Below are 21,494 nucleotides of genomic sequence, written 5' to 3'. Positions count from 1 at the left end.
GCAGTACCTTTTGCATTGCACCACTAGCTAAATAATTACAACTACAAATTAAATAAGGAAAATAAAATGGCTAAGGGGCAATCTCTACAAGACCCATTCCTAAATGCGCTACGTCGTGAGCGTATCCCGGTATCTATCTACCTTGTGAACGGTATCAAACTGCAAGGTCAGATCGAATCTTTCGATCAATTCGTGATCCTATTGAAGAACACTGTTAACCAAATGGTGTACAAGCACGCAATCTCTACAGTTGTGCCGGCTCGTCCAGTGAGCCACCACAGCGGTGATCGTGCTCAAGGTGATCGTCCACAAGAGAAATCTGAAGATTAATTCTTCATTTAGTATTTTTACAATAAGGAGTTGATTGCTTGTTTGACCGTTATGAATCCGGTGAGCGAGCCGTACTTGTTCATATCAACTTCACGCAAGAAGGTGAATGGGAAGATCTAGCTGAATTCGAAATGCTGGTTTCTTCCGCAGGGGTAGAGACGCTACAAGTTGTGACTGGTAGTCGTCAATCCCCACACCCGAAATACTATGTCGGAGAGGGTAAGGCACAAGAAATTGCTACTGCGGTGCAATTAACTGGTGCTGAAATTGTGATTTTTAATCACTCCCTCTCTCCTGCCCAAGAACGTAACCTCGAAGCACTGTGCAAATGTCGAGTTCTCGACCGCACCGGTCTCATCCTCGATATCTTTGCTCAACGAGCACGAACACACGAAGGTAAGCTACAAGTTGAGCTAGCCCAACTTCGCCATATTTCTACTCGTTTGATTCGCGGTTGGACGCACCTTGAAAGGCAGAAAGGCGGTATCGGTCTACGTGGTCCAGGTGAAACCCAGTTAGAAACCGACCGTCGTTTATTGCGTGACAGAATCAAAGCTATCTTGCGTCGACTTGAAAAAGTGGCCAAGCAGCGTGAACAAGGACGCCGTGCCCGAAACCGAGCTGAAATACCAACCATTTCTCTCGTGGGCTACACCAACGCGGGTAAGTCGACACTCTTCAACCGTATTACAGAAGCTGGCGTTTACGCGGCAGATCAACTGTTTGCTACTCTTGACCCAACTTTACGTAAGATAGAGTTAGCAGATGTAGGACCTGCAATACTTGCAGATACTGTTGGTTTTATCCGACACCTGCCTCACGATTTGGTTGCTGCCTTCAAAGCAACCTTGCAGGAAACGCAAGAAGCTGACATTTTGTTACATGTTGTTGATGCCAGTGACGAGCGTTTTCGTGAGAATATTCAAGCTGTTCATGAAGTCTTAGAAGAGATCGATGCACATGAAGTGCCGACGCTCGTAGTAATGAACAAGATTGACAATCTAGAAGAGCAGAAACCACGTATAGAACGAGATGAGGAAGGCGTGCCTCGCGCGGTCTGGGTTTCTGCAATGGATGGATTAGGCATTGATCTTCTGTTTGACGCGCTGACCGAGCGTTTAGCGTCGCAAATGGTTGAGCATCAGTTGCGAATTCCTCCACAGTATCAAGGACGATTCCGTAGTACATTCTTCCAAATGAAGTGTATTCAACGTGAGGAATATGACCAGGAAGGTAACTTGTTGATCGATATTCGAATGCAACAGGTAGATTGGTCTAGACTTGAAAAAAGAGAAGGGGCAGTTTTAGTCGACTTTATAGTCACTTAAAGGACTGCTACAGTATAACGTCATATCAAATGATGGAGCTTTCTAATGGCGTGGAATGAGCCTGGAAATAACAACGGCAACAATGGCCGCGATAATGACCCTTGGGGTAATAATAATCGTGGTGGCCAGCGTCCTGGTGGCCGAGATCAAGGTCCGCCAGATTTAGATGAAGTGTTCAGCAAACTGAGTCAAAAGCTGGGTGGCAAGTTTGGTAAAAAAGGCGGCGGTGGTTCTTCTATCGGCGGTGGCGGTGGCGCAATTGGCTTCGGCGTAATTGCGGTTATTGCGATTGCGGTGTGGTTCTTCGCTGGTTTTTACACCATCGGTGAAGCAGAACGTGGTGTTGTGCTGCGTTTAGGTAAATACGACCGTATCGTAGACCCAGGTCTGAACTGGCGTCCTCGTTTTATCGACGAATACGAAGCGGTTAACGTGCAAGCGATTCGTTCGCTACGTGCATCTGGTCTAATGCTGACAAAAGATGAAAACGTAGTAACAGTAGCAATGGACGTTCAATACCGTGTTGCTGACCCATACAAATATCTATACCGCGTAACCAATGCAGACGACAGCTTGCGTCAAGCAACAGATTCGGCGCTACGTGCGGTAATTGGTGATTCACTGATGGATAGCATCCTAACAAGTGGTCGTCAGCAAATCCGTCAAACGACACAAGAAACGCTAAATCAAATCATCGATAGCTATGATATGGGTATCGTGATTGTTGATGTGAACTTCCAGTCTGCGCGTCCGCCAGAGCAAGTTAAAGATGCGTTTGATGATGCAATCGCTGCGCGTGAGGATGAAGAGCGTTTCATCCGTGAAGCAGAAGCTTACAAGAACGAAATCTTGCCGAAAGCAACAGGTCGTGCAGAGCGTTTGAAGAAAGAAGCGCAAGGTTACAACGAGCGTGTAACCAACGAAGCTCTTGGTCAAGTAGCTCAGTTTGAAAAACTACTGCCTGAATACCAAGCGGCACCTGGTGTAACTCGTGACCGTCTGTACCTAGATGCGATGGAAGAGGTTTACTCAAGCACATCGAAAGTGTTGATTGACTCTGAATCTAGCGGCAACCTTCTTTACCTTCCAATCGATAAACTGGCTGGTCAAGATGGTCAAACAGACACTAAACGTAAATCGAAATCGACTTCAACGTACGATCACATCCAATTGGAATCTGAGCGTTCGCAAGAAGACACTTCGAACACGCAGTCTCGTTCAACTGGTACACGTCAAGGGAGATACTAAGAATGCGTAAGTTAATGATCCCTGTACTGGTCATCGCACTGGCATTGATGCTGATGTCACTGTTTGTGATTCCTGAAGGCGACCGCGGTATTGTGGTTCGATTTGGTCGTGTCTTGAAAGACAACAACGACATTACTCGTATTTACGAGCCGGGTCTGCATTTCAAAATGCCTTTGTTTGACCGCGTGAAAACACTAGATGCGCGTATCCAAACAATGGATGGTCGTGCTGACCGTTTTGTAACGTCTGAGAAAAAAGACGTAATCATCGATACCTACGTGAAGTGGCGTATTGAGGATTTCGGTCGTTACTACCTAGCAACTGGCGGTGGTAACACGCTGACTGCTGAAGCGCTTCTTGAGCGTAAAGTAACAGACGTTCTACGTGCAGAAATCGGTTCTCGTGAAATCAAGCAAATCGTATCTGGTCCACGTAATAACGACGTACTTCCAGAAGACGCAAGCAGTGATGAAGTGAGCACTGAGGCGGCTCGTGAAGCATTAGAAATCGATGGCGAACGTGACCTAATCATGTCTGAAGTGTTGAAAGACACGCGTGACAGCGCAATGAAAGACTTGGGTGTTCGTATCGTCGACTTCCGTATGAAGAAGATCAACCTACCAGATGAGATCAGTGAATCTATCTACCGTCGTATGCGCGCAGAGCGTGAGTCGGTAGCTCGTAAACACCGTTCTCAAGGTCGTGAGAAAGCAGAAGTAATCCGCGCACAAGCTGAGCTTGAAGTAGCGACGATTCTTGCTGAAGCAGACAAAACAGCTCGTGTAACACGAGGTGAAGCGGATGCAGAAGCGGCGAAGATCTACGCAAATGCGTACAACAAAGATCCTGAGTTCTTCAGCTTCCTACGTTCTCTAAAAGCTTACGAGAAATCGTTCAGCTCTAAGAGTGACATCCTTGTTCTGGATCCGAAGAGTGAATTCTTCCAATACATGAACAACGCGAAAGGCGCAGAAGCGAAATAACCTAAGCGTTACCGCAAATTGAAAAGGCTCCGTTATGGAGCCTTTTTTGTATCTTTTGTTTCTAACGGCATCTGCTAGACAAATTCAAGATAGAGTCAGAAGCGTGATTAACTCATCATGATAGCGATGACAGCCCCTGCTACCACTAAGCAACCACCAATGCGACGTAATTGGTTATCTGGCTGCTCACTCAACTGAGCCACCATGTTGCGCCAGCCATTTGGGGCGACCAATGGTCCAATACCTTCAACAATCAATACTAGCCCTATCGCTAGCCAAATAGACTCAGACATCATGATTCCTAGTTGAATTCTGAAAAGTAAATATTATCAGCGATGTAGTGATTTCGAAATGAGCAGGGGTGGCGAGTTTGCATTCTAGTATCAACTCTGTGAACAAAAAATGACTGCAAGAAGAGTGATTCGGTGCTAGAATCCATTTTTAACTAGCAATCAGACTTGGAAAGATGGGAAATAACGTAGTCGTTCTAGGCACCCAATGGGGTGACGAAGGTAAAGGTAAAATCGTAGACCTTTTAACTGAAGATGCAAAATACGTGGTACGCTACCAAGGCGGTCACAACGCAGGTCACACACTTGTAATTGACGGTGAAAAAACCGTTCTTCACTTAATTCCATCAGGTATCCTTCGCGATAACGTAAAATGCGTTATCGGTAACGGTGTTGTACTATCGCCTGAAGCTCTAATTAAAGAAATGAAACCTCTTGAAGAGCGCGGCATTCCAGTACGCGAACGTCTTTTCATTTCTGAAGCATGTCCTCTAATTCTTCCTTACCACGTTGCAATGGACCAAGCTCGCGAAATCGCTCGCGGTAAAAAAGCTATCGGTACAACGGGTCGTGGTATCGGTCCAGCATACGAAGATAAAGTTGCTCGTCGCGGTCTACGCGTTGGTGACCTATTCGATATGGCTACTTTTGCAGAGAAACTAAAAGAAGTAATGGAATTCCATAACTTCCAACTAGTTAACTTCTACAAAGCTGAGCCAGTAAGCTACGAAGAAGTACTTGAGCAAGCGAAAGGCTACGCTGAACTACTAACTTCAATGGTTATCGACGTAACTGACGAACTAGACGCAGCACGTAAGCGCGGCGACAAGATCATGTTCGAAGGTGCACAAGGTACTCTACTTGATATCGACCACGGTACTTACCCGTACGTAACTTCTTCTAACACGACTGCTGGTGGTGTTGCTGCAGGTTCTGGTTTCGGTCCTCGTCACATCGGTTACATCCTTGGTATCGCGAAAGCTTACTGTACTCGCGTTGGTGCAGGTCCATTCCCGACTGAGCTATACGACGGTCTAGACAAGCAAGATCCAGTAGGTAAACACCTAGGTGAAGTTGGTCACGAGTTCGGTGCGACAACAGGTCGTCTACGCCGTACTGGTTGGTTCGATGCTGTAGCTATGCGTCGTGCAATCCAAATCAACTCTGTATCTGGTTTCTGTCTAACTAAACTAGACGTACTAGATGGTCTAGAAGAGCTAAAAATCTGTACTGGTTACAAGATGGAAGATGGCTCTACGCTAGAAGTTTCTCCGATGGCTGCTGAAGCATTCGAAAAAGCAACGCCTATCTACGAAACAATGCCAGGTTGGTCTGAGAACACATTCGGTGCGAAATCAATCGAAGAGCTACCACAAGCTGCTCTAGATTACATCAAGCGTATCGAAGAGCTAACTGGCGTGCCAGTAGACATCATCTCTACAGGTCCTGACCGTAACGAAACTATCATTAAGGTTCACCCATTCGAAGCTTAATCGATACTCGTTAGAGATTATAAAAACCGGCTTTTATAGCCGGTTTTTTTGTATCTGTGAGTTGGGTTCACTGCCGAAAAATGCGACTCGCCGTGGCAAATATTTGCCGTTAAGCTTAAGTAGGAGGCAAAAATTGCCTAAAGCTTAACTGACCTTTGCCGATAAGGTTATCAAGCAGAGGAGATCCTTGGCTGATCTTTGGTTTCTTAGATACCTTAAAGAGTACATTTATGAAGTTACGAACAGTGGCTGCTTCACTGTTATTGATGCTGAGTGCGACATCGGCTTGGGCAGATGTTGCCGATGTAGGGGCGCCTGTCCCCATCTACACCGAAGCAGAGCTTATTAAGCTTATTGAGCAGAATAAGCACTTAGAACGCGTGCGCGCTGATAACTGCCAGCTAGTGGAAGATATCGTGGCACGTGCGACGCGCATTAACTTGCCGTCTTATGAATTCCTTTATGGCGATATGTTGGCGTGGGGCGTATGTGTAGAGCAAGACGTAGAGCTCGGTCTGTACTACATGGAAAACGCAGCCCACCAAGGCTTGCCAGCTGCACTAGAGCAGCTAGGTCGCTATTACTCTCGCGGTACTTTAGTCCAACAAGATAAAGAACGTGCAATCCCATACCTGCGAGAAGCGGCGGCAATGGGCAACTTAAATGCGCGTATTCATCTTGCTGAGCTATTGCTGCGTGATTACGGTAGCCCGTTGGATTACGAAGATGCCTACCGTTGGCTTTATAATTCGGTGACTGCCGATCAAAGAAAGCACAAACGTATTGCGATGCTGAGAAACGGTCTTGAGCAACGCATGCCACAAAACATTATTGCGCGCGCTAAGCGCCGCGACACCTTCTGGTAGGTGTACTCTTAAAACACCAGTAACTTCATAAAGCTCTGCCAATACATACAACAAAGCCCACATCATGTGGGCTTTGTTGTTTTTCCCGAAGCGTAATCGCAGGCGATTAAACGACTTTGTGTGGACCGAAGCACTCGTAATGGAACTGCTCTTGCGCTACGCCAAGCTCAAGCAATTGTTTCGCGACGTGCTGCATAAAGCCAACAGGACCACAGAAGTAGACTTGTACGTTGTCTTGCTTAAGGGCTGCTTCAATTTCAGTTAAGTTGACGAAACCGGTGAAGTGGAAGTCTTCACCAATCTTGTCTTCTGCTGTTGGTTGGTTGTACCAAATCAACGAGTTCATGTTCTCTTTAGCATTTACGAGCTGGTTTACGTGCTGTTTGAATGCGTGTTGTTGACCGTTTTCTGTAGCATGTACCCATGTGACTGGTGCTTGGTGCTCAGAAAGGCTCTCAAGCATTGATAGAGTCGGAGTTAGACCAACGCCCGCTGATACCAAAACAACCGGTGTAGCCGCGTCCACATCCATAAAGAAATCACCCGCAGGTGCCGCAAGTTGCACCTTATCGCCGATGCTCAACTCATCGTGAAGGAAGTTCGATACTTTACCGCCTTCTTCACGTTTTACCGAGATACGGTAAGTGTTCTCTTGAACCGCAGAGGATAGGCTGTATTGGCGAATCTCTTGGTTTTCGAACTTATCACTGTTGATGTAGATACCTAGGTATTGACCAGGTTTGTACTCAGAAACCACTTCACCATCGGTTGGTTTGAAAACAAAGCTACAGATGTTTTCGCTCTCAAGCTGCTTGCCCACCAACTCAAATTCACGCAGGCCACGCCAGCCACCTTGCTGTGCTGCATTCTCTTGGTAGATTTGCTCTTCACGCTGAATAAATACATTGGCCAGCACGCCATAAGCTTCTGCCCATGCATCAATCACTTCCTGACCCGGAGAGAACAACTCGTCGATCGTCGCAAGTAGATGTGTACCAACGATTTGGTACTGATCTTTGGTGATCATAAAACTGGTGTGTTTATGGGCGATTTTTTCTACTGCACCAAGCAGTGCTGGTAGGTTATCGATGTTGGTTGCGTAAGCGCAGATTGCATTAAATAGAGCTTCACGTTGGTCACCATTACGCTGATTACTCATGTTGAAAATGTCTTTCAACTCAGGGTTATGGGTGAACATACGATCGTAAAAGTGTGCCGTTAACTTCGGACCGGTTTCAGCAAGAAGTGGTGCGGTTGCTTTCACGATATCAATGGTTTGGTTGCTGAGCATAATGGCTTCCTATTTAAAGTTGTATTTGTAATGCATGTTTAAAGTTGTATCTCAAATGTATCTTTCGATCAAGAAAAGAATTACAATTTTGCTACTACAGAGGATAGCAACATGCAGTTAACTAGCTTTACCGATTATGCGCTCAGAACCTTGATTTACTTGGCTTCATTGCCAAAAGATGAGCTGACAAATATTACCGAAGTGACTGATTTATTTGGTGTATCACGTAACCATATGGTGAAAGTGATTAACCGTCTTGGTCAGCTTGGTTATGTGCATACGGTGCGCGGTAAAAATGGTGGTATTCGTTTGATGAAAGCGCCGCAAGACATCACTGTCGGTGGTGTGGTGCGTGATTTAGAGCCATTAGATTTGGTGAATTGTTCTGTGGAATTTTGCCATATCACGCCGGCATGTCGTCTAAAAGAAAAGCTAGCGAAAGCGAAAATGGCGTTTTTGGCTGAATTAGATGGTTGCACGATTGAAGAGCTATTAAGTGATAATTCTGAACTGCTGATCTTACTTACCCGTCCTTAGCCTTCTTAACGTTCTATAAATCTTCTCACTGACACTCTTTTTTAAAGCAATTTCTGTAGCTTATCGAGAGACTCGGATATACTAGCTCTATACCTTCCTTGCTAGATAGGCGTGCCTATGTCAGACAATATTCCAAACGATCCTTTCGCAGATCGTGAATCCAAAAATTACGAAAATCCAATCCCAAGCCGAGAGTTCATTCTTGAGTTTCTAGAAGAAGCGGGCGTACCGATGAATCGCAATGATTTGTTTGAAGCGCTAAAACTTGAAGGTGAAGAGCATTACGAAGGTTTACGCCGTCGACTGCGCGCAATGGAGCGTGATGGGCAGCTCGTATTTACGCGCCGTCAGTGTTACGCGTTGCCAGAAAAACTTGAGATGGTGAAAGGTTACGTAATTGGTCACAAAGATGGTCATGGTTGGGTTCGTCCAGAAGGCAGTGTCGGCAAGGATAATGACATTGTACTGCCGCATCACCAGATGAAGCACATCATCCACGGTGACTACGTGTTGGTGCAACCAACTGACAATAGCAAGCGTGGTCGTCGTGAAGGTCGTCTTGTTCGTGTTTTAGAAGAGCGTAACACGCAGATCGTGGGGCGTTTCTTCCTTGAATACGGCTACTCATACGTTGTGCCAGATGACTCTCGCATCAGCCAAGATATTCTGATCCCAAATGAGCACAAAGCAGGTGCTCGTATGGGTAACGTGGTCGTTATTGAGATTACTGATCGCGGCTCTCGCTCACGTGGCATGATGGGTAAAGTGGTGGAAGTTCTTGGCGAGAACATGGCGCCGGGCATGGAAACGCAAATAGCAATCCGCACCCACCAAATTCCACACGATTGGCCAGCAGCCGTCGATAAACAGATCGAAAATCTGGGCGAAGAAGTTCCAGAAGAAGCAAAAGAAGGTCGCGTCGATCTACGTGACTTGCCACTAGTAACCATTGATGGCGAAGACGCTCGTGACTTTGATGATGCGGTTTACTGTGAGAAGAAAAAGAGCGGCGGTTGGCGTCTATGGGTCGCGATTGCTGACGTAAGTTACTACGTACGTACAGACTCTGCGCTGGACAAAGAAGCCATCAACCGTGGTAACTCGGTATACTTCCCATCGCAAGTTGTGCCAATGCTACCTGAAGTGCTATCAAACGGTTTGTGTTCACTTAACCCTCAGGTTGATCGCTTGTGTATGGTATGTGAGATGACCATCTCTGACACCGGTAAGCTATCAGGCTATAAACACTACGAAGCTGTGATGAACTCGCATGCGCGTCTGACTTACAACAAAGTGGGTGCGATTCTAGAAGGGGATGAAGAGCTGCGCATGCGTTATCACGCTGTCGTTCCTCACCTTGAAGAGCTGCACGCGATGTACAAAGTACTTAAAGAAGCGCGTGATAACCGTGGTGCGATTGAATTCGAAACCGTTGAAGCTAAATTTATCTTCAATGCGGATCGTAAGATTGAAAGCATCGAGCCGGTAATTCGTAACGACGCACATAAGATCATCGAAGAATGTATGATCCTAGCGAACATCGCTTCAGCGTCTTACGTTGAGAAAGCAAAAGAGCCAGCGTTGTACCGTGTTCACGAATCTCCGGGTGAACTGCGCCTGCAGGGGTTCCGTGATTTCCTCAGTGAGCTAGGTCTGGATCTGAAAGGTGGTTTAGAGCCATCACCAACCGATTATGCAGATTTGGTAAAACAAATTGCAGAACGTCAGGACAAAGAACTGATTCAAACCATGTTACTGCGCTCAATGAAGCAAGCGGTATACAACGCAGACAATGCCGGTCACTTTGGTCTAGCGCTGAAACGTTACGCGCACTTCACGTCGCCAATTCGTCGTTACCCTGACCTGTTGCTGCACCGCGCAATCAAGTACCTGATTGCTAAAGAAGAAGGTCGCAACCAAGATCGTTGGACACCAACTGGCGGTTACCATTACTCGTTTGACGACATGGACTTCTACGGTGAGCAATGTTCGATGACAGAGCGCCGTGCAGACGACGCAACTCGTGAAGTGGCAGATTGGTTGAAGTGTGAATACATGCAAGACCATGTTGGCGACGAGCTGGATGGTGTTATTGCCAATGTAACCAGCTTTGGTTTCTTTGTTCGTCTGACGGAACTGCATATCGATGGTTTGGTGCATATTTCAACGCTAGCGAACGACTACTACCAATTTGATCCTATTGGTCAAAGACTTATCGGCGAAAGCTTCGGTAACATCTATCGCCTAGGCGATGCGGTAAAAGTGAAAGTGCTTGCGGTTAACTTAAATGACAAGCAAATTGACTTTGAATTAATCGAAACAAGCCGTAAGCTACGCGGCAAAGGTAAGACTGCGAAGAAACGCGCAGCGGATGCCAAACGCAAAGCGAAAGAGAAAAAACGTGCGGCAACGAAAGGCGGCACTCGTGCAATACCGGCGATTGAACCAACCAAGCGACCAGAATCTGCTGAAGCAGAAAAACCTCGCAAAAATGGAGCAAAACGCAGTGACACTGAAGGTGCTAAAAAGCCGAAAGTGAAAAAAGCACGCAAGAAAAAGCCACACAGTAAGCCGAGAAAGACTAAGCGTACTAAGAGCGACGCTGAGTAGGCTGAATCGCCAATCTAGTCTGGATTTAAAGGGGTAGATTGGCGCAGGCAATACGACCAGAACAACAGGTTAAACAATGAGTAACGAATTTATCTACGGCATTCACGCAGTGAAGGCGGTATTGGAGCGCGAACCAGAGCGTTTTATCGAAGCATTTGTACTAAAAGGTCGTCAAGACGATCGCCTAATGCCAATTTTAAATGACCTTCAGGTATGTGGTGTTTCGATTCAGCAAATGACACGTAAAACCTTGGATGACAAAGCGCGTGGCGCAAACCACCAAGGCATCATCGCTCGCGTGAAGCCAGCGAAACAGCTGAACGAAAACGACATCGATGGCATCCTCGCGCAGCACGAGTCACCGCTACTATTGGTATTAGATGGCGTGACGGATCCGCATAACCTAGGTGCTTGTCTACGTAATGCCGACGCAGCTGGCGTAGCAGCGATCATCGTACCGAAAGATCGCTCTGCACCGATGAACGCAACTGTAAGCAAAGTAGCTTGTGGTGCAGCAGAAGTCGTGCCATTGATCCGAGTGACCAACTTGGCTCGTACTATGCGTACACTGCAAGAGCAAGGCATCTGGTTTGTTGGTACGGCGGGCGAAGCAACGCACGATATTTACCAAGCAAAACTGACGGGTCCTCTTGCTATCGTAATGGGTGCAGAAGGTGACGGCATGCGTCGTCTGACTCGCGAAACCTGTGATGATTTGATTAAGATCCCAATGGCAGGTAGCGTTTCAAGCTTGAACGTATCTGTGGCATCTGGCATTTGTTTGTTTGAAGCGGTTCGTCAGCGTATTGCTGCAAAGTAATTGCTAAATAAATTTATAATAAACAAATAGTTAATATAAAGTTAGACACGATGACAAAAACAAAGGATGGGGTGCCATCCTTTGTCGTTTTCACCGATTTATAAATAAAAATCTTCAGGGAAGTTATGACTCAACAAGACATTAAATTCATCGCCTTCGATCTTGATGGTACGTTGCTTGATAGCGTGCCAGATCTCGCGGTAGCGGCTGACCAAGCAGTACAAGCGCTTGGCTTTCCATCGGTTTCAGAAGAACAAGTTCGTGACTATGTTGGCAACGGCGCAGATGTGCTGATTGGACGTTCATTAAGCCAAAGCCTGACTATCAACCCTGAATTGAGCGAAGAGCTTCGTGCAAAAGCGCGTGTACTGTTTGATGATTACTACGAGCAAAGCGGTCACAAATTAAGCCACCTTTACCCAACGGTAAAAGAGGCACTGGAAGAGTTACACAAAGCCGGCTTTGTTATGGCATTGGTAACCAACAAGCCTTCGAAGTTTGTGCCTGATGTTTTAGAAAAGCACGACATCGCAAAATACTTCGTTGATGTTCTTGGCGGTGATGCATTTCCAGAGAAAAAACCAAACCCAGTAGCACTGAACTGGCTGATGGAAAAACACCAAATCCAACCAAGTGAAATGCTGATGGTTGGTGACTCGAAGAACGACATTCTTGCAGCGAAGAATGCAGGCTGTGCCTCATTTGGTCTGACTTATGGTTACAACCACGGTGAGTCTATCTCTGCATCAAATCCAGATTTTGTCGCTGACAGTTTGGCAGAATTATTGGACGTTGTAGCGGTTTCTGCATAACGGCTACAAAAGAGCTTCCAAAATACTCGTTAATGAGTACACTGAGTAAACCGTGCACCTATTACTGCACGGTTTTTTTCATTTAATTAGATTAAGAAGTCAAAGGAATCATTCTAATGAGCAAACCCATTGTATTGAGTGGTGTTCAACCTTCAGGTGAACTAAGTATCGGTAACTACTTGGGTGCTCTACGTCAATGGCAGCAGATGCAAGACGATTATGATTGCCAGTACTGTGTGGTAGACCTTCACGCGATTACGGTTCGTCAGGACCCTAAAGCGCTGCATGAAGCGACTCTAGACGCACTGGCGATCTGTCTGGCAGTTGGTGTTGACCCGAAGAAGAGCACGCTATTTGTTCAGTCACACGTACCAGAGCATGCTCAACTTGGTTGGCTTCTTAACTGTTACACCCAAATGGGTGAACTGGGTCGTATGACGCAGTTTAAAGACAAATCTGCACGTTACTCAAACGACAGTTCGAGCCAGTTTGGTGATGTAAACGTTGGTCTGTTTGACTACCCAGTACTGATGGCGGCAGACATCCTGCTGTACGGCGCACACCAAGTGCCTGTAGGTAGCGACCAGAAGCAACACCTAGAGCTAGCGCGTGATATTGCTAACCGCTTTAACAACATCTACTCACCAGAGCAGCCAATCTTCCAAGTGCCAGAGCCTTACATTCCGACGGTAAATGCGCGTGTAATGAGCCTTCAAGACGCAACCAAGAAGATGTCTAAATCTGATGACAACCGTAAGAACGTTATCACGCTGTTGGAAGAGCCTAAGTCGATCATTAAGAAGATCAACAAAGCGCAAACCGACACAGAAACGCCACCGCGTATCGCTCACGACTGGGACAACAAGGCAGGTATCTCTAACCTAATGGGGCTGTACTCTGCGGCAACAGGCATGAGCTTTGAAGAGATTGAAGCGAAATACCAAGGCGTTGAAATGTACGGTCCATTCAAGAAAGACGTTGGTGAAGCTCTAGTTACTATGCTTGAGCCAATTCAGGCTGAATACCACCGCATTCGTGCTGACCGCGCTTACATGAACGAAGTAATGAAGCAAGGCGCTGAGAAAGCATCGGCACGTGCGGCTGAAACGTTGAAGAAAGCGTACGAAGCTGTAGGTTTTGTCGCTCGCCCATAGGTAAAATTCGAATACAAAAAAGCTCCACCATTGGTGGAGCTTTTTTTATGCTTATTTTCTGGAAGAGGCTTCTTCCTCGCAACGTGCCATATTGTAGTACTCGGCACGTCCTCGTGGTCCTGCAAACCATGCTTTTATAACAAAACCGCGTTCCGTGAAGTAACGCAGATCCTCGCATGCGATTTGATAGCTTGATTCGGTAATCGAAACTGGATCCCAAGCGTAACGCGAGAATCGCGGCAACTGAGCGGTGAAAGTAATCATCCCCTCATCACTTACATCAAAGTGTTCATACTGGTTAAGCTCGGCTTTAGCGTTCTCAATTAAGTGTTGGGTTGTGTTCGGCTTTAATGGTTGGCTTGTCTTGAGTTCGTCTGGGATGGCTTGGCATCCAGCAAGAAATACCGAGCAAGCGAGAGTTAGCGCAACTGGTTGAAATCGTCTCATTTTCAGTCCTGTTTTTAATATGAGTTTTTATGGATATCCTGCTGCGTTGTTATAACCCCTGATTATCAAATTGACTAGGTGTTAGTGTCGAAAATAATGATTAATTTATAAAATCAGCCATTAAAAGGAGAATGATTCGCAATAAAATAAAGAAAATGAACCACTAAATTAGCAAGTGTTGATGTTTATTGCTCGGAAAATGACCTAAGTAATATACGAAACAGCCTTGTTAAAACCATTATTAATATTTTGCTTAACATTATGGGAAATATAAAACTGAGTAATTGATCTAATTTTACATATTTAAAGTTATTGTTAATTCTGTTAACAACAAAATCTGTTGAATGTATAAAACACCTCATAATAATAACTAAATATTTGTGAAACATTTCTCAATTAGCATGCCTTTTACTTTTCTTTTTGCATAAAAAAGAGAGATTTATCTAGTTAATAAATGAATCAAGTTGAACTGTGATCTTCCTCACAAGGAATAGGTCAGGAGACTTTTCGCGCTCAAAACTTACCGATTAAACACTCAATAGTATTGGTTAAATAAACGCCAGAGCCCAGTTTGACATATAGAACGAAATTCCATTTGAAATTAAATACAACAAGGAAATAGGCATGCTGAAAAGAAATGCAGTGGCTATAGCGATCTCTTCGCTATTTATGGCGACAGCGGTCAATGCTGCGACCATATATGAAGATGACAACGGAGACTTTCTAAAACTGTATGGCGAAGTGGGTGTTGGCGGACATGTTGGCGCAAACTACGAATACGGTGAATTTTACACTGATGAAAAAAGCTACATCGATGACTCTTTCGCTACGTTAGGCGTCAAAGGTAAGCGAGACAAAATGCACTACCGTCTAGAGCTAGATTATGAACGTGAGAATTGGAAGCACGGTTCTGGCGATCTAGTTCTAACCATCGATAAATTATTTGTTGGCTACGATGTGTGGGAAAACCAGTACATTGAAGCCGGCCTGACGGATACAGCATTTGATGATTACGATAAGTGGGGTGACTTCACTTTTGATACAACTGTAGAAACTGGTGAAGCTGGTGACCAAGACGTAACAATCAAATACGAAGGTCGTTACTTTGATGATGTAAAAGTCGGTGCTTCATACACTTACGGTGGTAAGTCTTCATCTGGTTCTGAGCTGGGTGACATTGTGAACGGCTACATTGGCTACTTTGGCGATAGCTTCTCAGCTGTTGTTGGTTTAGAAGGTCGCGGTGGTTCTGATGGTAAGTCGAAGTACGGTGAACAACGTTTGATTGGTTTTGGTATGCGTTACGCAGTTAACGACACCATTCACTTAGGCTTCAACGCGTTCTACGAAGAAGAAGATATTGCTCGCAAAGAAACGGTTATCGATAACACCGATAAAGAGAACAAGCAAAGCATCTTCAATGATTACCAGACCCAAGAAAACCAAGGTGCTTTGGTTTCTGCGAAATACATTTTCACCAAGCAGTGGGAGCTCGTGGGCTCTTACAACTACGAAGAATATGAAGCGTGGGATCCAAGCAGTGATGTTTGGGATGGTAAGCGATACAGCTGGGGTACAAGCCGCACATGGGGCACGCTAGGCGTGAACTACAAACCAACCAGCTCAAGCATTATTGCGCTTGAAATGAACGCTGGTGATGCTGCTCAAGACGCTTACGCTTATGCGCGCGTTTACTTCTAACCCACGATAGAGAGATTTCCCATGAATAAAAAAATGACCCTACTCGCGGGTGCGATTAGTAGTGTGCTAAGTGGCGCAGCATTTGCGGATATTAACGACATCATTATTTCTGAGTATGTTGAAGGCTCGGCATCAAATAAAGCCGTCGAAATTACCAACATAGGCTCTGCAGCACATACCTTTGACGGTACACTGTCGCTGTACTACTCGTCTTACAAAAACCAGATTAAAGATAAAGATGGTAACAACGTACTGAAAGGTAAGGATGGTAGAACTTTACAACCTGGTAAGAGCATCGTTGTTATTAATGGTGACGCGGGTGCTGAAATGCGAGCGTTCATTGAACGTTTGGGCGGTAAGGACGTGACAGTTGTTGCTGGTACTTACGATGAAGTAAAACACTCAGCAATGAACTTCAACGGTGATGACGCAGTGTGGTTGGGTACAAGCTCAGCGGAAGCGGACATTAAGGATATCTTTGGTACTTACGGTTACAAGGGCGATAAGCTTTGGGATGACCGAACCATGCGCCGTAAAGCAGGTTCAACACAAGCGACGACATATGATGAATCTCAGTGGGACAAGTTTGCAAAAGACGACTTCGGTGGTCTTGGTGATCCTACTGCAGTAAATAACGATCCAATTACACCACCAGAAAACACGCCATGTGCTGATGCTGCAGGCAGTCTTTCTTACAAAACCATTGGTGAAGTGCAAGGTGAAGGTTATTCATCGCCTCTGATTGAGTCTGGTTACGAGTCGGCAGATGAGTACTTAGTGACAGGTGTTGTGAGTGCGGTAACTACGAATCTAGTGAAGGGTTTCTTCCTTTACGACAACAATGCTGATGGTAATGTTAAGACATCAGACGGTGTGTTCGTTCAGACGAAAGGCGAGCTGTCTCAAGACATGGTTGGTCAACAAATCTGTGTTCGTGCCAAAGTAAAAGAGAACTATGGTGTAACAACACTGATTCCAACGAATGACATTTGGGAAGTTGAAAACGCTTCTCAAGTACCACCAACACCAGTTGATATGGTTCGTATCGATAGCGATGATGAAAACTTCCGTTCGACACTGGAACGTCTAGAAGGCATGCCTGTTCGATTGGTGAAAGATATGGATGCAGCTGAAGATGGCGAGCAGAACATGCGTGTTTCTCGTTCGTTCAGCTTTGATTTTGATAGCTTCCGTAACAACATGGTATTGGCATACAAGCGTCCAAACCCACAGCCAAACCAAGATCATGTAGCAGGCAGCGCAGAATCTCTGGCACAAAAAGCAGAAAACAAAGACTTCCGTGTTTATGTTGATACCGATGCTAAAGCACCAAATGGTCAAATTCCTTACTACCCAGATTTCTTTGCTGATCCAAAGAAAAACTACATCCGCATCAACGACTCTGTCGTTGGTTTAGAAGGTGTTCTGCATTACTCGTACAACGAGTTCCGTTTGATCCCAACGAATACGGTTGATAGCAAAGCGTTCATCCACAATACCGATCGAACTAAAGCGCCTTCGATCAAGGAAACAAACGATGCGTACTCTGCGGCTGATTCATTCAACATTCGTATCGCAACACAAAACGTACTGAACTACTTCAACTCACCATATGGCGGTTCTGATAACAGCTTTGGTGACAACCGTGGTGCTGAATCACAGCTGGACTTTGATCGTCAACAAGCCAAGATTGTAGAAGCAATTTACGGTCTAGATGCGGATATCGTTGGTTTGATGGAAATCGAGAACAACGGTTTCGGTGACTTTGGTGCAATCAATGAATTGCTTGCCGCAATCAATGCGAAGTACTACGACGAAGATTACGGTGACCGTAATAAGTCAAACTCTATCCACAACCGTTACGTGTTCGTTGGTTTTGATAAAAACGGCGACACCATTCTGGATGACCAAGATACGGTCGGCTCTGATGCGATTACTACAGGTATTATTTACCGCCCATCAAAAGTCTCTGTGATCTCTGGTCAAGTTATCCCGATGCCAAGTCAACATGCACCAATGATCGTCGATGAAAACGGTGCTCCAATCACAGACAGCAAAGGTGAAATCCGTGAGAGCGGTGATAACTACCAACGTAATACGGTAGCGGCTACTTTCCAAGTCTTGAACACAGGTAAGCGTCTAACGGTTTCGGTAAACCACTTGAAATCTAAAGGTTCGACTTGTTACGAAGATTGGAAAGGTTGGGAAACATGGGAAAAATTCGATCCTTCAAAAGATGATGTGAAGAGCGATGGTGACTTCCAGGGTTCTTGTGAGAACTTCCGTGTTGCTGCGGCTTATCACCTAGGTGAAGAGATGGCGAAGATCGAAGGTGACAAAGTAGTTCTTGGTGACATGAACTCTTACGCACACGAAGATCCAATGCTGGTTCTAACGTCTAACCCAACAGGTAAAACTCTGACTGCAGCGGGTTACACCTTCATTGGTAAACTGCCTCAATTTGGTCCAGAAGGCAAAGTCATTACTAAGACTTACGGCTACATCAACGCGGTTGATCGAATGATGCCTGCAGGCGAAACGGCTTGGAGTTACTCATACAATGATGAAGTGGGCTCGTTGGATCACCTATTGATCTCTGGTTCACTAGATAAGCGCTTAATTGATGCTGTTGATTGGCACATCAATGCGCCAGAGTCGTCACTGTACGATTACAACAGCAAGTACAAGGGCGGTGATACGAATGAACCAAACCCATTCTACTCACAAGACCCATACCGTTCGTCTGACCACGATTCTGCTCTCGTTACACTAGGCTACAAGTACGGTGAGGCTGGTGAGCGACTTGTGACAATCGCAACGAAGAGCGGTCGCGCAGATATCGGTTACGCAGTACCAGCGACGGCTCAAAAGGGTGATGTAGCAACCTTGTCTATTTCTCCTGTTCCGGCTGATGCTCCAGCACTACCAAAAGTGACACTGGATAAAGATGGTGCGCAAATGGTGATGTTTGATTCAGCAAAACTACCAGTTGGTAAGTATGAGCTGACGATGACTCTGAACAACGAAACTTCAGGTGTTGTTAACCAGAAAGTGACGGATGTGGAGTTTATTAAACGTGATTCAAGCAATGTGAAACCTGTTCACCCAGAAAAAGATGGTTCTGGTGGTTCATTTGGCTTTGGCGCGCTACTTGCGATGCTAGGTCTAGGCTTCCTACGCCGTCGTCGCTAAGCGAATTTATTTCCTGACAAACAGTTCCTAAATAGCTGTAAAGACCAAAGGCCAGCCTATGCTGGCCTTTTTATTCAGCAAAAACTTGCCTTTCTTGCTTGGTATAGCAAAATACCGCCCTTGATTGTCACGAACGTGGCGATTCACCACTTAAGCATTGCCAAAACGGATTGGAGCAACCGACCTTTTATGTTGTTGATCATCGATAACTACGACTCTTTTACCTACAACCTTTACCAATACTTCTGCGAGCTTGGTGCAGACGTAAAGGTGGTGCGTAACGATGAAATCGACATCCAAGGCATTGAGGCGCTCAACCCAACTCATTTGGTGATCTCTCCAGGTCCCTGTACCCCTAACGAAGCGGGTATCTCTCTACAAGCTATCGAATGCTTTGCTGGTAAGTTACCAATCTTAGGCGTTTGCCTTGGTCATCAGGCGATTGCGCAGGTGTTTGGAGGGGAAGTGGTACGTGCTCGACAAGTGATGCACGGCAAGACATCACCAATTCGTCACAACGGTCGCAGTGTGTTTAAAAACCTTAATAACCCACTTACGGTAGCCCGCTACCACTCTCTCGTGGTGAAAAACGGCACATTACCTGATGTGTTTGAATTGACCGCTTGGACTGAACTGCCTGACGGAGCCATGGACGAAATCATGGGTTATCAGCATAAAACCCTGCCAATTGACGCGGTACAGTTCCATCCTGAGTCGATTAAGACAGAACAAGGTCACGAACTGCTTGCGAACTTTCTTGCGCGCAAAGCGATCTGATCGCGATCACCTTTCTTAACAAATTCTTCATGTTTTTCGCCTGAGAATGGGAATGCAAAACTATGCGTTCTGTCTATTTGGTGGCGGCTATTCATTTTTCTCCTTTCTTTCTAAACCTTGCTATACATAACTTTTATAAAAAATCGCTTCTCTATTTACGTTTCTTGGTGCATAAATAATCATAGATAGTGAGTATGGGTAGTCGTGCTCGGAAACGAAAAGAATAAATCACTATTGAAATGGTTAATTAAATGTAAATACAATGCCGCAATAGCTTAAATGCAAAACATTATTTGCTGGCAAAGAGTGCCGGTTAAATTCGCTTATCTGCTAGGCATGCGGTATCAAGAAGGAATGTGCAATGACAACGGAAAACAAAGTAGAGCGCGGTTTATTCGATGAGGTAATGGTACCTTGCTATAACCCGATGGAAATGATCCCTGTAAAAGGTGAAGGTTCACGCATTTGGGATCAGAACGGAAATGAATACATCGACTTTGCTGGTGGTATTGCGGTGAGCTGTCTTGGCCATTGTCACCCAGTTATGGTGAACGCATTGACTGAGCAAGGTAACAAGCTTTGGCATCTAAGTAATGTTATGACTAACGAGCCAGCACTGCGATTGGCGAAGAAGTTAACAGAAGTCAGCTTTGCTGAGCGCGTGTTCTTCGCTAACTCTGGCGCAGAAGCAAACGAAGCGGCACTAAAGCTAGCACGTCGTTACGCAGCAGACGTTCATGGTACAGAGAAATCTGAAATCATCGCATTCAAACAAGGTTTCCACGGTCGTACTTTCTTCACGGTAACAGTAGGCGGTCAAGCGGCTTACTCAGACGGTTTTGGTCCTAAACCTGGCGATGTGACACACCTTCCTTACAACGATATCGAAGCACTTCAAGCACACATGTCGGATCGCACTTGTGCCGTAATGATGGAGCCTCTGCAAGGTGAGGGCGGCATCATTCCACCAACACCTGAGTTCGCTCAAGCAGTTCGTGAATTGTGTGACAAGCACAACGCACTGTTGATCTTCGATGAAGTGCAAACTGGTAACGGTCGTACGGGTCACTTTTACGCATACCAAGGTCTAGGCATTACGCCAGACATTCTAAGCACAGCGAAATCACTGGGTGGCGGTTTCCCTATCGGTGCCATGCTAACGACGGCAAAACTGGCTGAGCACATGAAAGTGGGCACACACGGTTCAACTTACGGCGGTAACCCACTAGCGTGTGCAGTTGCAGAAGCGGTTGTTGAAGAAGTGACAAAACCAGAAGTATTGGCTGGCGTACTAGAGCGTGAAGCCATGTTCCGTGAAGGTCTGGAGAAGATTAACGCGAAATACAACATCTTCTCTGAAGTGCGCGGCAAAGGTCTACTGCTTGGTGCTGCACTGAATGAAGAGTGGCAAGGTCGTGCGCGTGACGTACTGGTTGCTGCAGGTAAACAAGGTCTCATGGTATTGGTTGCGGGTGCCAATGTCGTACGTTTCACACCATCACTCGTTATCACACAACAAGAAATCGAAGAAGGTTTGGCGAAGCTAGATAAAGCGATTGCAACGCTGGTTTAAGCGCGATCTCCGCTTATCGTCAACCTAGACACCCCCATCAAG

The 21,494-nt window shown here is 45.7% G+C and carries 18 protein-coding genes; 15 read left to right on the top strand and 3 right to left on the bottom strand.

Annotated elements, in window-relative coordinates; translation table 11 throughout:
• Positions 1–66 precede the first annotated feature (66 nt).
• From hfq to hflC, 4 genes are read left to right on the top strand one after another with little or no spacing between them, the layout of a single operon-like run.
• Positions 67–330 (top strand): RNA chaperone Hfq, encoded by a 264-nt coding sequence (hfq, locus tag ABMY42_RS22800; protein WP_005451405.1) that lies wholly within the window; start codon positions 67–69, stop codon positions 328–330.
• 38 nt (positions 331–368) lie between these two features.
• The gene (hflX, locus tag ABMY42_RS22795) at positions 369–1,658 is read left to right on the top strand and encodes a ribosome rescue GTPase HflX (protein WP_005451407.1); all 1,290 of its coding nucleotides are present in this window, start codon (positions 369–371) and stop codon (positions 1,656–1,658) included.
• Positions 1,659–1,703: 45 nt separating this feature from the next.
• Complete coding sequence (hflK, locus tag ABMY42_RS22790) at positions 1,704–2,906, top strand: FtsH protease activity modulator HflK (RefSeq protein ID WP_005451415.1); 1,203 nt, start codon at positions 1,704–1,706, stop codon at positions 2,904–2,906.
• Positions 2,907–2,908: 2 nt separating this feature from the next.
• Positions 2,909–3,889 carry a protease modulator HflC gene (gene hflC, locus ABMY42_RS22785; protein ID WP_009697541.1) on the top strand — a complete coding sequence of 327 codons (981 nt, stop codon included), beginning with the start codon at positions 2,909–2,911 and terminating at the stop codon, positions 3,887–3,889.
• Between the two features lie 107 nt (positions 3,890–3,996).
• Here the strand turns inward: hflC and ABMY42_RS22780 are convergent, their stop codons facing one another.
• A complete protein-coding gene (locus ABMY42_RS22780; protein ID WP_005451416.1) occupies positions 3,997–4,182 on the bottom strand; it encodes a DUF2065 domain-containing protein in 186 nt (61 codons plus the stop codon).
• Between the two features lie 173 nt (positions 4,183–4,355).
• Between ABMY42_RS22780 and ABMY42_RS22775 the strand changes: the two genes are divergently transcribed.
• Positions 4,356–5,672: an adenylosuccinate synthase gene (locus ABMY42_RS22775; protein ID WP_005451418.1), complete on the top strand. Its 1,317-nt coding sequence runs from the start codon at positions 4,356–4,358 to the stop codon at positions 5,670–5,672.
• A gap of 230 nt (positions 5,673–5,902) precedes the next feature.
• Positions 5,903–6,538: a tetratricopeptide repeat protein gene (locus ABMY42_RS22770; protein WP_005451422.1), complete on the top strand. Its 636-nt coding sequence runs from the start codon at positions 5,903–5,905 to the stop codon at positions 6,536–6,538.
• Positions 6,539–6,644: 106 nt separating this feature from the next.
• Here ABMY42_RS22770 and hmpA read toward each other — a convergent pair whose 3' ends face one another.
• Complete coding sequence (gene hmpA, locus ABMY42_RS22765; protein ID WP_349266828.1) at positions 6,645–7,829, bottom strand: NO-inducible flavohemoprotein; 1,185 nt, start codon at positions 7,827–7,829, stop codon at positions 6,645–6,647.
• Between the two features lie 111 nt (positions 7,830–7,940).
• Here hmpA and nsrR point away from each other — a divergent pair, with 111 nt between their 5' ends.
• The 5 genes from nsrR (at position 7,941) to trpS (ending at position 13,762) form a co-directional block, all read left to right on the top strand.
• On the top strand, positions 7,941–8,366 hold the full coding sequence (nsrR, locus tag ABMY42_RS22760; RefSeq protein ID WP_009703335.1) for a nitric oxide-sensing transcriptional repressor NsrR: 426 nt from the start codon (positions 7,941–7,943) through the stop codon (positions 8,364–8,366).
• Between the two features lie 117 nt (positions 8,367–8,483).
• Positions 8,484–10,976 carry a ribonuclease R gene (gene rnr, locus ABMY42_RS22755; protein ID WP_154203374.1) on the top strand — a complete coding sequence of 831 codons (2,493 nt, stop codon included), beginning with the start codon at positions 8,484–8,486 and terminating at the stop codon, positions 10,974–10,976.
• A 76-nt stretch (positions 10,977–11,052) separates the two neighbouring features.
• Positions 11,053–11,796 (top strand): 23S rRNA (guanosine(2251)-2'-O)-methyltransferase RlmB, encoded by a 744-nt coding sequence (gene rlmB / locus ABMY42_RS22750; RefSeq protein ID WP_005451431.1) that lies wholly within the window; start codon positions 11,053–11,055, stop codon positions 11,794–11,796.
• A 125-nt stretch (positions 11,797–11,921) separates the two neighbouring features.
• The gene (locus ABMY42_RS22745) at positions 11,922–12,608 is read left to right on the top strand and encodes a phosphoglycolate phosphatase (RefSeq protein WP_349266827.1); all 687 of its coding nucleotides are present in this window, start codon (positions 11,922–11,924) and stop codon (positions 12,606–12,608) included.
• A 116-nt stretch (positions 12,609–12,724) separates the two neighbouring features.
• A complete protein-coding gene (gene trpS / locus ABMY42_RS22740) occupies positions 12,725–13,762 on the top strand; it encodes a tryptophan--tRNA ligase (protein WP_005432761.1) in 1,038 nt (345 codons plus the stop codon).
• Positions 13,763–13,813: 51 nt separating this feature from the next.
• On the opposite strand, the gene ABMY42_RS22735 is transcribed toward trpS, so the two are convergent.
• Positions 13,814–14,209 carry a hypothetical protein gene (locus ABMY42_RS22735; protein WP_005451435.1) on the bottom strand — a complete coding sequence of 132 codons (396 nt, stop codon included), beginning with the start codon at positions 14,207–14,209 and terminating at the stop codon, positions 13,814–13,816.
• Between the two features lie 624 nt (positions 14,210–14,833).
• Here ABMY42_RS22735 and ABMY42_RS22730 point away from each other — a divergent pair.
• From ABMY42_RS22730 to ABMY42_RS22715, 4 genes are all read left to right on the top strand, one after another.
• Complete coding sequence (locus tag ABMY42_RS22730; RefSeq protein ID WP_038897869.1) at positions 14,834–15,910, top strand: porin; 1,077 nt, start codon at positions 14,834–14,836, stop codon at positions 15,908–15,910.
• A gap of 21 nt (positions 15,911–15,931) precedes the next feature.
• Entirely contained in the window at positions 15,932–19,102 is a 3,171-nt protein-coding gene (locus ABMY42_RS22725) for an ExeM/NucH family extracellular endonuclease (protein ID WP_050902190.1), read from the top strand.
• Between the two features lie 189 nt (positions 19,103–19,291).
• Positions 19,292–19,879, top strand: coding sequence for an aminodeoxychorismate/anthranilate synthase component II (locus tag ABMY42_RS22720; RefSeq protein WP_349266840.1), 588 nt, complete (start codon positions 19,292–19,294; stop codon positions 19,877–19,879).
• A gap of 361 nt (positions 19,880–20,240) precedes the next feature.
• The gene (locus ABMY42_RS22715; RefSeq protein ID WP_005438347.1) at positions 20,241–21,452 is read left to right on the top strand and encodes an aspartate aminotransferase family protein; all 1,212 of its coding nucleotides are present in this window, start codon (positions 20,241–20,243) and stop codon (positions 21,450–21,452) included.
• Positions 21,453–21,494: the final 42 nt, after the last annotated feature.

It is taken from the genome of Vibrio sp. SSH13-20, assembly GCF_040104475.1.
Classification (GTDB): domain Bacteria; phylum Pseudomonadota; class Gammaproteobacteria; order Enterobacterales; family Vibrionaceae; genus Vibrio; species Vibrio harveyi.
Note: the sequence above shows the minus strand (reverse complement) of the source record. Positions and strands in the feature narration are given on the sequence as shown.

What these genes read in the sequence shown, in the direction of transcription:
- ABMY42_RS22715 (WP_005438347.1), top strand. Translation starts at nt 20,241, where the DNA reads ATGACAACGGAAAACAAAGTAGAGCGCGGTTTATTCGATGAGGTAATG.
- rnr (WP_154203374.1), top strand. Translation starts at nt 8,484, where the DNA reads ATGTCAGACAATATTCCAAACGATCCTTTCGCAGATCGTGAATCCAAA.
- ABMY42_RS22745 (WP_349266827.1), top strand. Translation starts at nt 11,922, where the DNA reads ATGACTCAACAAGACATTAAATTCATCGCCTTCGATCTTGATGGTACG.
- ABMY42_RS22730 (WP_038897869.1), top strand. Translation starts at nt 14,834, where the DNA reads ATGCTGAAAAGAAATGCAGTGGCTATAGCGATCTCTTCGCTATTTATG.
- ABMY42_RS22725 (WP_050902190.1), top strand. Translation starts at nt 15,932, where the DNA reads ATGAATAAAAAAATGACCCTACTCGCGGGTGCGATTAGTAGTGTGCTA.
- ABMY42_RS22770 (WP_005451422.1), top strand. Translation starts at nt 5,903, where the DNA reads ATGAAGTTACGAACAGTGGCTGCTTCACTGTTATTGATGCTGAGTGCG.
- hmpA (WP_349266828.1), bottom strand. Translation starts at nt 7,829, where the DNA reads ATGCTCAGCAACCAAACCATTGATATCGTGAAAGCAACCGCACCACTT.
- trpS (WP_005432761.1), top strand. Translation starts at nt 12,725, where the DNA reads ATGAGCAAACCCATTGTATTGAGTGGTGTTCAACCTTCAGGTGAACTA.
- rlmB (WP_005451431.1), top strand. Translation starts at nt 11,053, where the DNA reads ATGAGTAACGAATTTATCTACGGCATTCACGCAGTGAAGGCGGTATTG.
- ABMY42_RS22780 (WP_005451416.1), bottom strand. Translation starts at nt 4,182, where the DNA reads ATGTCTGAGTCTATTTGGCTAGCGATAGGGCTAGTATTGATTGTTGAA.
- hfq (WP_005451405.1), top strand. Translation starts at nt 67, where the DNA reads ATGGCTAAGGGGCAATCTCTACAAGACCCATTCCTAAATGCGCTACGT.
- ABMY42_RS22720 (WP_349266840.1), top strand. Translation starts at nt 19,292, where the DNA reads ATGTTGTTGATCATCGATAACTACGACTCTTTTACCTACAACCTTTAC.
- ABMY42_RS22775 (WP_005451418.1), top strand. Translation starts at nt 4,356, where the DNA reads ATGGGAAATAACGTAGTCGTTCTAGGCACCCAATGGGGTGACGAAGGT.
- hflC (WP_009697541.1), top strand. Translation starts at nt 2,909, where the DNA reads ATGCGTAAGTTAATGATCCCTGTACTGGTCATCGCACTGGCATTGATG.
- nsrR (WP_009703335.1), top strand. Translation starts at nt 7,941, where the DNA reads ATGCAGTTAACTAGCTTTACCGATTATGCGCTCAGAACCTTGATTTAC.
- ABMY42_RS22735 (WP_005451435.1), bottom strand. Translation starts at nt 14,209, where the DNA reads ATGAGACGATTTCAACCAGTTGCGCTAACTCTCGCTTGCTCGGTATTT.
- hflK (WP_005451415.1), top strand. Translation starts at nt 1,704, where the DNA reads ATGGCGTGGAATGAGCCTGGAAATAACAACGGCAACAATGGCCGCGAT.